The organism is Microcoleus sp. BROC3 (assembly GCF_036702515.1).
Lineage (GTDB): Bacteria > Cyanobacteriota > Cyanobacteriia > Cyanobacteriales > Microcoleaceae > Microcoleus.
Genome location: NZ_JAUBTQ010000048.1, coordinates 14123 through 29382, shown reverse-complemented (window position 1 = coordinate 29382; position 15260 = coordinate 14123). Strand labels below are relative to the sequence as shown.

Below are 15260 nucleotides of genomic sequence, written 5' to 3'. Positions count from 1 at the left end.
GCTAATAAACCCAAATAAATAAAACCAATCAAAAATTATGACAGGAGTCCATTACCGCGCCCTACCGACACTAGAAATAGATGGCAAGCAAGCTCCTCCAAACTTAATGGAAGATATCCTTCAAGTCACTGTAGAAGAAAGCCTGCATCTGCCAGGAATGTTTACCCTAGTGATTCAAAATGATTATTTTCCCGGTCGCAACCAGGATGAACGTTGGCGCTATCACAACTTATTACAAATTGGTAAACCCGTCAAAATTGGCTTTACCTCCAGCACAACAGAATCTAGAGATTACAATCAAAGCAAGAAAAATTACGTCATAGAAGGCGAAATTACAGGAATTGAAACCTTTTTTAGCGAAAAATCTCAAGCTCCCGTAATTGTTCGTGGTTATGATGTCGGTCACCGCTTGCATCGAGGACGTTACAACCGTTCTTTTCAGAATATGACCGACAGTGACATTGTGAAGAAAATAATTCAGGAAGTTGGCATAAAGGCTGGCACTATCGATGCTAGTGGCGTGGCGCATGACTATGCTTTTCAGGAAAATCAAACCAACATGGAATTTTTGCGGCAACGAGCCGACAGAATTGGATTTGAATTATTTCTTCAAGATGGGAAACTGAACTTTCGTAAACCAAAAGCTGATAGTAAAAAATTAACCCTTGCATGGTTGACAGACCTCCACAGCTTCCGCGTGCGAGTCACCAGTGCAGAGCAAGTAAAAGAAGTAGAAGTAAGAGCCTGGGATTACAAAGAAAAAAGAGCAATTATATCCACAAAAAAACAAGAACAAGTTATAACTAAAACACAAAACGGTAAAGGTAGTGATACGAGCAATAAGTTTAAGGGCAAGCCTCCTAAACCCAAAATGATTTTAAACTGGACTTGCTTTAATCCCAAAGAAGCCGATACCAAAGCCCAAGCTTTGTGCGACGAATTAGGAGGTCAATTTATCTATGCCGATGCCAAAGCTGAAGGAAATACCGATATTCGACCGGGGCGCATCGTCACATTAGAAGACATGGGACAGCATAGCGGCGAATACTACGTTACCGAAACTCGTCATACCTATCACGAGCGAGTATACATTACAGAATTCAGTGTGCGGGGATTGCGGGGAGGCAACCTCTTGACCGCGCTTTCTCCGGTAAATCACTTGCAGCCAGGACAAACTTTCCTAGTAGGAATTGTTACTGATAACCAAGACCCGAAAGGTTGGGGTCGAGTTAAAGTTAAGTTTCCTACACTAACAGAAGAACACGCCAGCAATTGGGCTAGAATAGTAGCAATAGGTGCGGGGAATAAGCGAGGATTTGACTGTTTGCCAGAAATTAATGACGAAGTGCTGGTGGCTTTTGAACAGGGCGATATTCATCGTCCCTATGTAATTGGTGGAGTTTGGAACGGCAAAGATACACCGCCCAATCCGGTGGCAAATGATGTTGCTAATGGCAAAGTGCGCTTGCGGACGTTTCAAACCCGCGTCGGACATAAAATTCAGTTTGTGGAGGAGGATAAAGGTCTTAGTCAGAAAGGAGCTTATATTGAGACAGCAGGGGGTCATAAATTACGCATTAATGACAGCCAAAAGTTTGTAGAAATTGAAACTAAGGGCGGTCATAAATTACGTTTGGATGACAGGATGCACAGTATTACTTTGAGTTCTACGGGTAATATTGATATCAATGCCAAGGGCATCGTTACTATCACAGGTAGCTTGATTAAACTGAACTAAAAGTTAAGGAGTTTTTGTATGGGTAGACCAGCAGCTAGAATTACAGATCCCGTAGCCCATCCCCTCCCACCTGTATTAACGGGAGGGCCTGGTAGCCCTAATGTATTGATAGGCAATTTACCAGCTTGGCGGGGAATTCCTTTAGCCTCAGCAGGTGCAATACTATCGGCAAAAGCACTTAGCGAAACAGGGATTAAAGCAGCCGAAGCCGCCACCCTAGCAGCCGCAGGAACCCCAGGATTGCCCGCAGCTAAAACGGCTGAAGAAACAATGAAAGCAACGGCTGCGACAAGCATGAGCAGTACGATTGTTAGTAGGGCTGGTGGGGCAGATGTCCATAATTGCGCTACACCTTTGCCACTCCCCCCACATGGCCCTGGCGTTGTAATCGGTGGTAGTCTCACAGTTTTAATTAACGGGCTTCCCGCTAGTCGCTTAGGAGATACAATTGTGGAAGCACTTGGACCACCGAATAAAATTTCGGCGGGCTGTGCTACCGTATTAATTGGCGGTTAATCCTAGTCCTAAAAATATTAACAGGACTTACTAGCAACCTAGAAATAGGGTTTAGCGCGTAAATCTCGGGTTCCAAAGCGACGATTTTTCAGAGAAACCGGGTTTGGGAGCGTAAGTCCCGCATCGAATCTAAAATCTGAAATTAGCAATCTGCAATTATTGGCAGTGCCTGGAGGAGTTAGGTGATGAACGAACGAGTATTAGCCAAAAAGAAAACTTCGGCGACGCCACCCCAGGCTACTCAGGCAAGTTCGCCCTTATTGCATCAACGCCCGTTTACTGATGAGCTATCAGAATCTTTGGGGAGCAATTCAAACCTATCGAAGGAATTAGGAGGGATTCAACCAAAAACAATTCGTCGTAGCTTGAATTGGCAAAATATCACTGTAGAAGCGCCGAATCGGAGTGATGGGAGGTCTTTACCAAGTGGGATTCAACGCCAACAGGAAGAACCAGGGGCAGTAATTGAGGAGCGAGTTTCAGCAGATACAGCACAAAAAAGCGCACTTGAATTAAGCAATTCAACAATATCCACCGATGATCCAGCACAAAAGCCTTCAATCGCCCGTGCTCCGTTAAATCGAGGAAATATTCCAATAGAAGCGCCTGCTAGTTCGTCCGCTTCTAGCACTTACTCAGGAGGAATTCAGCGTCTTGAAACCTCTGATGTGAAGAAACAAGAAGAATCAAGTGAATCTCTCCAGATGCAGCCTCTTGAGGAAATCCAGGCGAAGTCTAGTTCCGGCGAACCACAAGAGAAAGAAGAGCAAAACCAGGAATCAGTTCAAACCAAACTAACCGTTGGCGCACCGGGGGATAAATACGAACAAGAAGCTGACAGCATGGCGGCGAAAGTCATGAGGATGCCAGACGAGGCCGTTAAGCAACCTATTCAACGCCAGACTGAAGAGGAACAAGAGCAACTCCCGATGCAGGCAGAGGAGGAAATTAAGGCCAAGAGTAGTGAAGGCGAATCACAAGAAAAAGAAGAGCAAAGCAAGGAATTAGTTCAAACCAAACTAACCGTTGGCAAACCAGGGGATAACTACGAACAGGAAGCTGACAACATGGCGGCGAAAGTCATGAGGATGCCAGACGAGGCCGTTGCAGAATCAATTCAACGTCAAACTGATGACGAAAAAAAAGAAATCCAAACTTCACCTTTGGCTAACTCGATCACGCCACTGGTGCAGCGATCGCCTGAACGAAGAAGTAACCGAACAGCAACCAGAACAAGTACCTTAAACAGCACATCAGGTACGGTTGACCCTCTAACAAGAACTCGGGGAGCTACAAAGCGCACAAGAGAATTAAACGAGTTAGGAGTACAACCGCCAAGAAGAAACCTGAAACAGCAACCCTATAAGCAAGATATCAATGGGCAAGAGTTGTGGAATGGAAACGATCGCCTCCCTTGGGGAAATGATTTTGAGGAAAACTATTGGCAGAATGTTCCTCACCAATTGAATCCACAACGTAATAATCGCAAGGAATATGAATGTATTGTCGGCTCTAACAATGAAAGACGGTATTTGCCCCGGAGCAGAGATGCACAGCGAGGTGAAGACATTGCAACTATTGGTCACAAAACTCAGTGGCGATCTCACATACTTAATAATGCTTTTGAGGATACTTTCACAGTCGGAAACGACGGCACACAGATACGGACTATCAGTAAGAACGAGGCAGGAACATGGTATAGAGATTTAAATAATTTACAACCAGAGGGACAAATCTATAACTCTCAAAAAGCCCGACCCTACACGAGCGATCCATTGCACCAGGAATATGAAGAATCAAATAATTCTTCCTCGGTTGAAACCCCACAAGAAAACATTGAGTTAAAGCCCATTCAAACTAAACTTACTGTGGGTACACCTGGGGATAAATACGAACAAGAAGCTGACAGCATGGCGGCGAAAGTCATGACTATGCCAGACTCAGCCGTTCAGCAGCCAATTCAGCGTCAGACAAATGAAGAAAAAGAGCAAGTCCAGAGGCAACCTCTGGCTAACTCCATTACCCCAGTGGTGCAACGTTCAGCCACAGGTGGCGGTACCCAGGCTCCTTCCAACATAGAAAGCAGTCTTGCGGGGGCAAAAGGTGGGGGTAGTCCAATACCTGACGATGTACGTAGTTTCATGGAACCCCGCTTTGGCGCTGACTTAAGCAAAGTGCGGGTGCATACCGACTCGAATGCCGTACAGATGAATAAGGAGTTGGGAGCACAGGCGTTTGCTCATGGTAGCGATATTTACTATGGGGCGGGGAAATCTCCCGGTAAAGATGAGTTGACGGCGCATGAGTTGACTCACATCATCCAGCAGGGAGGTGCGGTTCCGACTAAATCTGTTACTCAGCAGCAGAAGAAGGAAAACAAACTGCAAGCGAAAGCAGATGCTATCCAGTTGACATCTGTGGAACCAAAGATACAGCGGAAGGAAAATCCCCAAGCACAGCCAGCAGCCGCTAAGGTGGCACCCCAAACTCCTGCAGCCTCACCAGCAGCCAAGTCAGAGAAAGGGGAACGGGCTAATACTATCGAGAAGCCAGCACCAGGTAATGGTGCTAGTGCGCCATCGACACCCGCCGGAAATGGTGGGGGTGCTGGTGCTGGGGCGTCATCCGGTGGGGCTGCTGGGGGGGGTGCTGGTGCTGGGGCGTCATCCGGTGGTGCTGCTGGGGGTGCGGCTGGCGGCGGTGGCGGAAATTCACCCAAATCAGCTCAAAATGACCCTGGCTTCAAGGCAGTAGTAAATAGCACCAAGAGTGTCGCCACCCAGGAAAAAAAACATCCCCCAGCCGGGAAAAAATCAGCCGAAGCGCAAGCAGCCGCAGTATCTCCAGCCAACGAGGTAGAAAGCAAAGCCCAGAACAAGCAGGTTCAGGAAATGAACCAGCAACAGCCAGGACAATTTAATGCTGGTGCTTTCAAAGCAGCGCTGATGGAAAAAATCTCTGCTGCTACCCCCCAAACCCTTGAAGAAGCCGACAATTTCAAAGACCAAAATAAACTCGATTCGGTGAAGGGCGACTTGTCTTCCCAAGTTGGAGAGGAGAAGAAGCAAGCAGCTAACCCCATCGAAGAGAAAACCAAGGAACAACCGGATACTAGCGGTATTACGCCCAAATCCGTCACTCCGCTACCGCCGAAACAAGCTGGTAAAGCACCGTCTGATATTGGTGCCGATAAAGCTGCGCCTAAGCCCAAGTCTGAGTCTGAGGTGTCTTTGCAAGAGGGTAGTAAATCTATCGATAAGCAGATGACGGATGCCGAGGTTAGCGATCGACAACTGGCGAAGTCAAACGAACCGCAATTCCAGACAGCATTAGAATCCAAGAAAACAGCCCAAACTCACGCCAATAAAGCACCAAACGCCTACCGCCAGCAAGAGCAAGGGATAGTTACCCAGGCGCAAGCTCAAGCGCAGACGACGGCGCAAACTCAATTGCAGGGAATGCACGGCGAGAAAGAGCAACTGTTAACCCAGGTAGTCGGACTCCAGACAGATACCAAGGGACAAGACGAGCAAAAACGCTCCCAAGTCGCTAACCACATTCAAGGAATTTACAGCAATACTAAACAGAGGGTCGAAACGGCACTCAGTCAACTGGATGGAGAAGTTAACCAACAGTTCGACTCCGGTACTGCTGCTGCCAAGGCGCAGTTTGAGAATTATGTTGACCAGCGGATGAAGCGCTACAAAGACGAGCGCTACAGTGGTCTGGGCGCGGCAAGATGGGTGACGGACAAAGTGTTCGGTATGCCTAGCGAGGTAAACGCCTTCTACGAGGAAGGCAAGGGTATGTTCGTCGCCAGCATGGGCCAAACCATCGACACAATTGCCAACAAAGTAGCCACCAAGCTGAATGCAGCGAAAGCCGAGATTGCCAAGGGTAGGCAGGAAATCCAGAAATACGTTGCTTCTTTAGACCCATCTCTGCGGCAAGTCGGGCAAGAAGCGGCGCAGGAAATTGGGGGTAAGTTTGATGAGTTAGAGCAAAGCGTCGATAACAAGCAAAATGAGTTGATTGACTCGCTGGCGCAGAAGTACAACGAGAATCTGCAAGCGCTGGATAGCCGGATTAATGAAATGAAGGCCGAAAATCGCGGCCTACTGAACAAGGCGATGGACGCGATGGGTGGGGTAATCAAAACCATCCTCGAAATGAAGAACCTGCTGATGGGCGTCCTGTCGCGGGCGGCGGGTGCAATCGAGAAGATTATCCTCGATCCAATTGGTTTCCTGGGCAATCTCGTGGGGGGTCTGAGGCAAGGCTTCCAGAACTTTCAGTCGAATATCGGGGAGCATCTCCAGAAGGGGATGGTGGGCTGGCTGACGGGCACTTTGGCTTCAACGGGGCTTCAGATGCCGGAGAGTTTTGACATAAAGGGCATCTTTAGCCTGGTGACGCAGGTACTGGGAACCACTTATCAGACTATCAGACCGCGAGCCGTGAAGGCGATCGGCAAGAACGGAGAAGAGTCCGTCAGCGCTTTAGAATCTAACTTCGAGATGTTTGTAATCTTGAAGAATGAAGGAGTGGGGGGTCTGTGGCAGTTTATACAGGATAAGATTGGCGACCTGAAGTCGATGGTGATTGACACCATCAAGAGTTTCGTCGTCGAAACGGTGATTAAACAGGGGATAATGTGGATTCTCAGCTTGTTGAATCCCGCTAGTGCGTTCGTCAGGGCGTGCAAGGCGATTATTGACATCATCACGTTCTTTATTCAACGGGGAAGTCAGATTGTCGAGTTAGTGAATGCGGTGATTGAGTCGGTGACGGCTATTGCTAACGGTGCAGTTGGTGGGGCGGCGAAGGCTATAGAGAATGCCATGTCTAAGGCGCTACCCGTGATCATCGGCTTTATGGCGAGTTTGTTGGGCTTGGGCGGTATTACCGACAAGATTCAAAACATTATTAAGAGGGTAAGAGGGCCGATTGATAAGGCGATCGATTGGGTGATTTCTCAGGCTGTTAAGTTTGCCAAAAAGATTGGCAATAAGCTGGGGTTTGGGAAGGGTAAGAAAGGGAATAAAGATAATAAGAGCCAGGAAGGCAAAGGCGCGTCCAAAAACGAGCATCCTCAACTCGCAAAACAGGCCATTGCTGAATTAGAAAAGATTCCTGGGGAACCAAAGGATTACAAGACCCTCAGACAAGAGAAGGAAGCGCAGGCTAAGCAAATTGAGCAAACTTATACTGCCAAGCTGAAGCCTGGAATTAAGCTTAGTGTCCACTTCAATGATGCCGCGAAAGATGAAAAAGATGGAGACATTGATTTCAAAGTAGTAATTGCGCCAAACGCTACAGTGGGGTCAGGCACTGTAGGTGGTGGTGGAGGCACCCCCCTTGAACGTGTAAAAAACACTTTTAATGTGCCTACTTTGCCTCGCTTATTTGTTCAACCTAGTCAGGAAAATGACTTAGCTGATTTGCTTTGTTCGCATCATACACAGCTTAATGGCTTAATCAACAATGATGCCACCAAAATGCAGGAGCTGATTATATATATTAAGGATGACATACCTAATAAGCTAGCTAATCTAATAAATCTCAATAACATACTCCCTGCTGGCGAGCAAGTTATAAAACTCGACAGAAGAAATGATAATTCCAGTGACCCTAATAGCACAAATCTGATTTCAGCATGGGCAAGCTGTCCTTTGAGAGCTGATGTAACCACTTATATCAGCAACAACGGTTTTGAGGAGCTTCGTAAGCTTATCAAACTTGTACCTGTAGCTGAATTAGGTGCAGCCGTTCATATCGTTGGTATGTGGCATGCCTCTCAGCCACAAAGGTTGCAAGCTAGCAAGATGGCTGGTTGGGCGCACGTATATAAAAAATATCCACCAGGCGGAGGCATATCTAGCCCCATCAACTTTAATCCCTCTATGCTAGAGGAACATGTTGAAAAACATCTTTGCAATAGAGGTGGTAACCCAGACAGAGATGAGCCTTGGCGGTGGATGCAGCGCCTGGGGCACTCGGTTACTCTCAGTGAGCTTCAGGCATTTGTTACTAGTGGTACTGCAACTTTAACTGCTGCCGATCAAACTGCCATATTCGGGTCAGGTAATTCTATCAACAATCAAACATCAGCTAGATACTTTTTCACAACTTATCTTGATAACAATCCAGCGGTTGTCCCACACTTCCGGGATAAATGGAAGGGAACCTATGCTAATGATGCTAAAAATAGTATGATATCAGGGCGGGCTTTTGTTCATTCTGATGATTCTGGCCCGGGGACTCCTATTCATATTTCTGCCGATGCTAACCCAGTTTTTGTCATTGCCAAGTTTGTTACTAATGTCGTCTTGATTTCATCGGCGTATATACCTATGAACTTAGCGGGTGTTGTAGCTCAGAATGAAGCCTCTAAAGTTTGGGATTTATAAAATATGGCTGTTCTACATCTTGGAATAGAGTTTGTTTTTATAGTAGCAAAGCCTATAGAATTTCAGTTTGAGGATATAGCTGCTTGTATCGATAGATTGCTAGCAGAGAAAACTGCTCTCAGAAGAGAATCATTTACTCTTCAGAAGGGTTATATGGAGTGGGAAATTACAGACCCTGCTGCAAAAATAAATTTTATTGGTCTTGTCTGGAAAGAGCTGGAACGCGAACTGAAATTCAATTTTAATATCTACCTTAAGCCTCCATATGAACCTGAACCTGGAGCCAAATTTAAGGGAGAAGACTGGCAGTTGGATTTAGCGCAACAACTTTTTTTAAAGGTAAAGGCGAGACTAGCAGTAGGAGGTTCTTCAGGCGTAGGAGAAGATATTGATTTATCATCTACTGAAACTTTAGGCTTGGGGGGATTTAAAGGAACGTTGCTGATAGATCGACCTCGCTGGGAACTGCTTCAGGAATTTTGTCAGTATGTTGATAAAATACCACCGTGGTCGGAACGTCCATTAGGTGAGGGAGGACGCTCCTTAGTGTGGCCTGGTTGGTTTGGAGAACCAGAAGCCACCTTATCAGAACCTATAGTTAGGTTGCCTTGGGAAATGGATCCACCTAGCTTTGATGACAGTGTAGGTGCTCAGTATGACTTCCTGTCCGTCGCTGGTTTTGGCTCTCTCATGACAGTAACGGAGGCTGTGTCTCACACTTATCGCTTTGTGGAAGAAGCAAAGGATTTGGATGTTAGTCTCGATCTACTACCAGATGGTATCTCTTTGCATATGTATGCAGCATCAACATTAAATTGTATACGCATCAATCGCGGATTGATAGATTTGGAGCTAGATGTATTAAATATTTTTGAAGAATTACTAAACCTACCAATGGATGAAGTTGTTTCCCTGCAAAATTTTTTGAAATTGTCGTTGTGTTGGGCGCGTGTTGCTTATCTAAAATGCACATGGGGAACCTTTCAGATTTATTGGCCCAGACTCAATGAACATAAAAATGCTAAGGTACTCCTTTTCTTTCCTTTGGGAGAAGATAAGTTTGATTACTTAGGGGAAGCATGGCAATGGAACATAATTAAGCGATTTTTTAAGGCTTTCGATGTAGAATGGTGTGCTGGAAGTATAGGCTCAACTATTTATCTTGAATCAAAAACTATACGGGATGAAGTCCAAATGAATTATTATCCTTTTAGAATTAGAAGACTAGATAAAGATGACATAGAGTGTCATATTGATGAAGGATGGTTTGGAAATATAACCAACTGCGAAGATGTTCAGTCAGATTTAACGCAATGAAGGACTAATAGGCTTTGTAGTTAGGGTATGTGTACGCACCTCCACCACAAAACAAAATGCTATCAGTCGAGGGATAACTCTGCATGAATACAAAGACTGAAAATCATCAACTCGACAGCAAGTTAACACTACGCGATAGCGAAGCGCTGCTGCATAGTGCAGATCGCCCCCCATCCCCCCTAACCGTTCGCGCCACAAATCTATCTCTAACAAAACAAGAAGACCAACTCATCGAATGTCGCCTCACCTTTTCCGTCAACCCAGAACTCTACCAACGCATCAACACTCAATCCTTATTCAATCTTAAGCCAGAATTGCGCGGCGCTTTTCAAAGCGAATTCCTACCCTCGCCCGATATCAAAATCGAAATTAGTTTAAAACCCGACTTACTACCCCACCTGGTAGAACACGTCGCAAATCCTAACGAAGCTGCAAACTATCTCCTCAATATAAGCACAGAAAAACCCGATGACCCCCTACTTTCGACGGAAAATTGGTTGGGGTTATCCGTCAAGCAGCAACAGGAATCAGGCGAAACTGGTTACACCACCTTCTGGAATTATATTAATCCCTCTGCTGTCGCAAGTGGTGGAATTAATAGCGAAGAAGTTGGGGATGCTATAGCCAATTTCTTCAAAGAGTGGACGGAAGCAAATCTCTCGGCGATGACTCAGAAAGGCACTTCTGAAATTCTTGAGGGAATCGTCAATTTCTTTGAAGAAATGGCCGATCTTGCTGTGGATGCTATCGCTCAATCTACCACTACCGACGGACAAATCTTTACGGAAATGGTTAACTTTTTCCAACAAGATGAATGGCCTTTTTACCCAGTGGAAGGACAGCCTGTTTTACAAACAGCTTTTGAAGGAAAAAATGGTAAATGGGCTTGCTTCGCCAGAGCGAGAGAACAACAACAGCAAATGGTATTTTACTCAATGTGCCCGGTGAATGTCCCCGAAAATAAACTGATGGCGGTAGCTGAGTTTTTAACTAGAGCGAATTCTGGGATGATTCTCGGCAATTTTGAACTAGATTTCACCGATGGGGAAATTCGCTATAAAACGAGCATTGATGTGGAAGGCGATCGGGTCAGTTTTGCTTTAATCAAAAGGTTGGTTTATGCCAATGTTACCATGATGGATGAATATTTCCCAGGGATTATGTCAGTTATTTATGGGGAAGTGGAAGCGACAGAGGCGATCGCCCAAATAGAATCATAGCCGATCGTGCGATCACGCTAGCCTGCCAGAGCCATATCGCGCCAGCGGTCCGGAGGCATATCCCTCGCTCAACTAGCTACCCTGCGCGCCAAGACAGGCGATCGCACTAACCCAAATTTGTATTAAAATAGGAGATTGCTGAAAATAAATCCTATGCCTGAAGACAATTATTATTATCCGCCGCAGAAAGACTACATTGGGGCGGGATTGGGATTTCCCCTGCAAGTCAACGTCCAGGGAGGCATCCAACTCAGTACGGGTACGCCCAACATCGAAGAATCGATCGTGATTATCCTGCGAACAGATTTGGGGGAACGGGTTTATCGACCCAACTTTGGTTCGCGCCTGTCAGAATTAGTATTTGAACCCATGAACGTTCAAACTCTGATGCTAATTCGCCTGTATGTAGAACAAGCTTTGGAAATGTGGGAACCACGCATCATTTTAAAAGAAGTACGTGCCGACCCCGACCCAATTAGGGGTAGAGTAGATATTGAGATCGTTTATCAACCTAAAAATAGTCTCGATACGCGAAGTTTAGTTTATCCATTTTACTTAGCTCTCGAAGAAAAATAACTGACGTGGGGACGGGATAAGTTTTATAGTGAATAATATAACAACAACAAAATTGATATAAATTATGGACTTTGATTTTTTACCCAAATTACCGAAATCCGATCTGGATGACCGAAGTTTTGAGGACTTAGTAGAAGAATGTATACTCCGCATTCCCCGCTATTGTCCGGAATGGACAAATCATAACCCAGGCGATCCAGGAATAACTTTAATTGAACTGTTTGCTTGGTTAACGGACCAAATGTTAATGCGGTTTAATCAAGTTCCCCGCCGCAATTACGTGGCGTTTTTAGAATTGTTGGGAATTCGCCTGCAACCTCCTGCACCCGCTGAGTGCGAATTAACATTTTATCTAACTCAAGCACAACCAGAACCGATTAGAATTCCCTATGCCACCGAAGTTGCTACGGTGCGAACAGAGACTCAAGAAGCGATTATTTTTAGTACAGATGAAGAATTTGCGATCGGCACTCCTCAAATTAAACATTTTCTAACAGGATTAACAGAAGAAGAGCGACCGAACAATTTGCGACAGAGGGCGACCCGCGAGCGCTCCTCCAGCAACAACCAATGGTGGAATCTAGAAGAAACCTTGCTGTTCGAGCAATCGCTTCCCAGTAACTGTTTTTATTTGGTCTTACAAGAAGACATAGAAAATTCGATTACCGGAAATGTAATTGCTGTCACTTTTAGAGGACAAGTCGCTAGAAGCACCGGGATCGATCCAGAGAACCCACCATTAAGATGGGAAGCTTGGAATGGTCAAAATTGGCAGTCAACAATATTGCGAAAACCAGAAGACGATAAAACCAAAGGCTTCAGTTTTAGCGACTTAGGAGAGCAAGGCACGAATCCTTCAATTGATGGAGCAGATGTAATATTACATTTACCCCAACTATTGCCTAGCACCGATTTCGGAACGGAATACCGAGGACACTGGATACGTTGCGTTTACACTTATCCGAGAGAATTACAACCAAGTTATAGCAGTTCGCCTAGCATTTTTGGTATAAAAGTTCGAGCGATTGGCGGTGCGGTAAATGCCAGCGAATGCATTCGGATTGAAAACGAACTTTTGGGAGTCAGTGATGGCAAAGCAGGGCAACTATTTCAATTACAATCTCAACCAATTTTAAGGCGCAAACTAGGCGAATGTATTGAAGTTAAACCGATTAATAGCCCAGCCGAAACATGGGAAGAAGTTACTGATTTTGGCGCCTCTGGCCCTGACGACCTCCACTATACTATTGATGCCCAAACAGGTATGGTTCAATTTGGTCCGTTGATTCGAGAACCAGCACAATTAAAGCAGAGAACTAGAGAGCGATCGCAAATTCAACCAGGAGGCACAGTTGTACGCCGAAATTCCACAGAAGCCCGAAACTTATCTAATCTACAGCCAGACTACGCCAATGGCGCTCCTAACGAGTCATTAGAACGACAATACGGCAAAGTTCCTCCCCCAGGTGCGGAAATTTATATGAGAGTTTACCGCACAGGAGGGGGAAGTAGGGGCAACGTGCAAGCGGAAAAATTATTGGTAATTAAACAAGCAATTCCTTACGTTAAGAGCGTTATAAATTATCAACCCGCAACAGGAGGAATTGACCCCGAATCGTTAGATGAAGCTGTGATTCGAGTGCCGCAAATATTGCGAACAAGAGAATCGGCAGTCACACCAGAAGATTTTGAAAATGTCGCTAAAACAGCAACCCGAGCTGTCGCTCGCGCTCATTGTCTTACGAATGCAATGAATACGACGCCTGGCAGAGTTACGCTATTAATTGTGCCGAAAGTTGAGACAGAAATGATTGATTTTCGGTTAGGGATGGACCCAGAACAATATTTTGTCCTCAACTCTATGTTAGAGACAGAAATTTTAGAATATATGCAAGACCGCAAACCTTTGGGAGTGCAAGTGAAGTTACAAGAACCAGAATACGTCGGGGTTAGCGTTACAACTGAAGTTATTATCGAACCTAAATATAATAATCCTCGCGTTCTAGAGCAGATCCGCACTCAGTTGCTGATAGCTTTATACCGCTTTCTTAATCCTCTGACTGGTGGGATTGAGGGGAAAGGTTGGGATTTAGGTCGCCCCGTATCTCGTTCCGATATCTTTGCTTTATGTCAAAAAATTCCAGGGATACGTTATTTAGGAATGGTAGAGTTGTTTGAATTACGAAAATATGTTTCAGGATGGTTCCGCGAACCTGCGCCCCAAGAAATGATTAATCCAGGTTCTTTAGGTTTGATCTGTTCTTGGGCAGATAAAGAAAATAGTCGATTAGTATCTGGTCATAGTATAGAGTTTTTTGATTAACGGGGAAGGGGTTGAGTTTTGAATTGTTAATAAGTTGTGAGTTGTAAATTTGTGAGTTGTTAATAAGTTTTAAGTAATGTCTCAATCTAATTACCGTCCAACTTTAGCGATTAAACTCGCATCCATGCAACCTCCAGAAGTAGCAGACTCGTCGGCTTTAGCAGGTTTTGGCGACAATAATGCAGAAGTGGCGATCGCCAACAACCTCCTCCTCTATCCTGGGGAACCGGGGGAAATGTTGGTACAGTTAGAAAACTTAGGCACTCATTCGCTACGATGGCGATTGGAAGTTGAAGGAGATTTTCCTTTGAATTGGTGCCTTTGGCAGCAGGAAGAAGCAGAAGAAATTGCTGCTAATCAAAAAGTGGATAAAGCCCTCTGTTTCCGAATTCCAGAGGATTATTTTGAAAATCAGTATGCTTTAGAGGGAGGGCGCGATCGCTTAAAAATTAATTACGAAACCCAAGTTTTTGTCTACGCTGAAACCCAAACCGAACGGCAACTCGTTGCCTATCGAGTGTTTAACCTCTGCGTGCGTCCCTCAAGTTCTTACGTAAATTTTGTCCCCACCATTTACCGCGAAGTAGATTTTATTGGACGATTTTTAACTATTTTCGAGCAGGCATTTGACCCTGCGGTCCAAACAATTGACGTTTTATGGGCTTATTTAGATCCTTTGACCGCACCGGAATCGTTACTTCCTTTTCTGGCAAATTGGGTTGCATGGCCCATCGATCGCCGTTGGGATATTAAACAACAGCGTCGTCTAATTCGTAATGCCGTAGAACTTTATCGCTGGCATGGGACACGCCGAGCTTTGCGTTTTTATCTGCATCTTTATACAGAGTTACCATTAGATGATTTTTTAGGAGAAGCAGAAAAACACATCAGTATCGAAGAAAATTATACGCGCGGTTTTGTAATGGGAGAAACGCTAATTGGTAGAGATTCAATGTTGGGGAGTGGGCGTCCATTTCATTTTAGTGTGCGCTTGCGTCCGGAACCCGGTAAGCAGATTGATGAACAATTAGTTAGGGACATTATTGAGCGGGAAAAACCGGCTTTTTGTACTTACGATCTTTTGATTTCTCAGGCATAGGTGTAGCGAATAGCAGACATAAACATTCAAACTGCAAACAAAGCAATTTTTAAACTACATT

8 protein-coding genes are annotated in these 15260 nt (G+C 45.2%); all 8 read left to right on the top strand.

Annotated elements, in window-relative coordinates; genetic code table 11:
• The first annotated feature begins 37 nt into the window (after positions 1-37).
• Positions 38-1738 (top strand): VgrG-related protein, encoded by a 1701-nt coding sequence (locus tag QUB30_RS25285; protein WP_333339143.1) that lies wholly within the window; start codon positions 38-40, stop codon positions 1736-1738.
• A gap of 18 nt (positions 1739-1756) precedes the next feature.
• On the top strand, positions 1757-2254 hold the full coding sequence (locus QUB30_RS25280; RefSeq protein WP_333339141.1) for a PAAR domain-containing protein: 498 nt from the start codon (positions 1757-1759) through the stop codon (positions 2252-2254).
• A gap of 185 nt (positions 2255-2439) precedes the next feature.
• Positions 2440-8664 (top strand): eCIS core domain-containing protein, encoded by a 6225-nt coding sequence (locus tag QUB30_RS25275; RefSeq protein ID WP_333339138.1) that lies wholly within the window; start codon positions 2440-2442, stop codon positions 8662-8664.
• Positions 8665-8667: 3 nt separating this feature from the next.
• Positions 8668-9981 (top strand): hypothetical protein, encoded by a 1314-nt coding sequence (locus QUB30_RS25270; protein WP_333339134.1) that lies wholly within the window; start codon positions 8668-8670, stop codon positions 9979-9981.
• An 83-nt stretch (positions 9982-10064) separates the two neighbouring features.
• A complete protein-coding gene (locus tag QUB30_RS25265) occupies positions 10065-11201 on the top strand; it encodes a YbjN domain-containing protein (protein ID WP_333339131.1) in 1137 nt (378 codons plus the stop codon).
• A gap of 153 nt (positions 11202-11354) precedes the next feature.
• On the top strand, positions 11355-11777 hold the full coding sequence (locus tag QUB30_RS25260; protein WP_333339129.1) for a GPW/gp25 family protein: 423 nt from the start codon (positions 11355-11357) through the stop codon (positions 11775-11777).
• Between the two features lie 64 nt (positions 11778-11841).
• Positions 11842-14100 (top strand): putative baseplate assembly protein, encoded by a 2259-nt coding sequence (locus QUB30_RS25255; RefSeq protein ID WP_333339126.1) that lies wholly within the window; start codon positions 11842-11844, stop codon positions 14098-14100.
• Between the two features lie 76 nt (positions 14101-14176).
• The gene (locus tag QUB30_RS25250) at positions 14177-15199 is read left to right on the top strand and encodes a phage tail protein (protein WP_333339123.1); all 1023 of its coding nucleotides are present in this window, start codon (positions 14177-14179) and stop codon (positions 15197-15199) included.
• Positions 15200-15260: the final 61 nt, after the last annotated feature.

Excerpts from the sequence above, each read along its gene's own strand:
- QUB30_RS25285 (WP_333339143.1), top strand. The coding sequence starts at position 38 with ATGACAGGAGTCCATTACCGCGCCCTACCGACACTAGAAATAGATGGC.
- QUB30_RS25280 (WP_333339141.1), top strand. The coding sequence starts at position 1,757 with ATGGGTAGACCAGCAGCTAGAATTACAGATCCCGTAGCCCATCCCCTC.
- QUB30_RS25275 (WP_333339138.1), top strand. The coding sequence starts at position 2,440 with ATGAACGAACGAGTATTAGCCAAAAAGAAAACTTCGGCGACGCCACCC.
- QUB30_RS25270 (WP_333339134.1), top strand. The coding sequence starts at position 8,668 with ATGGCTGTTCTACATCTTGGAATAGAGTTTGTTTTTATAGTAGCAAAG.
- QUB30_RS25265 (WP_333339131.1), top strand. The coding sequence starts at position 10,065 with ATGAATACAAAGACTGAAAATCATCAACTCGACAGCAAGTTAACACTA.
- QUB30_RS25260 (WP_333339129.1), top strand. The coding sequence starts at position 11,355 with ATGCCTGAAGACAATTATTATTATCCGCCGCAGAAAGACTACATTGGG.
- QUB30_RS25255 (WP_333339126.1), top strand. The coding sequence starts at position 11,842 with ATGGACTTTGATTTTTTACCCAAATTACCGAAATCCGATCTGGATGAC.
- QUB30_RS25250 (WP_333339123.1), top strand. The coding sequence starts at position 14,177 with ATGTCTCAATCTAATTACCGTCCAACTTTAGCGATTAAACTCGCATCC.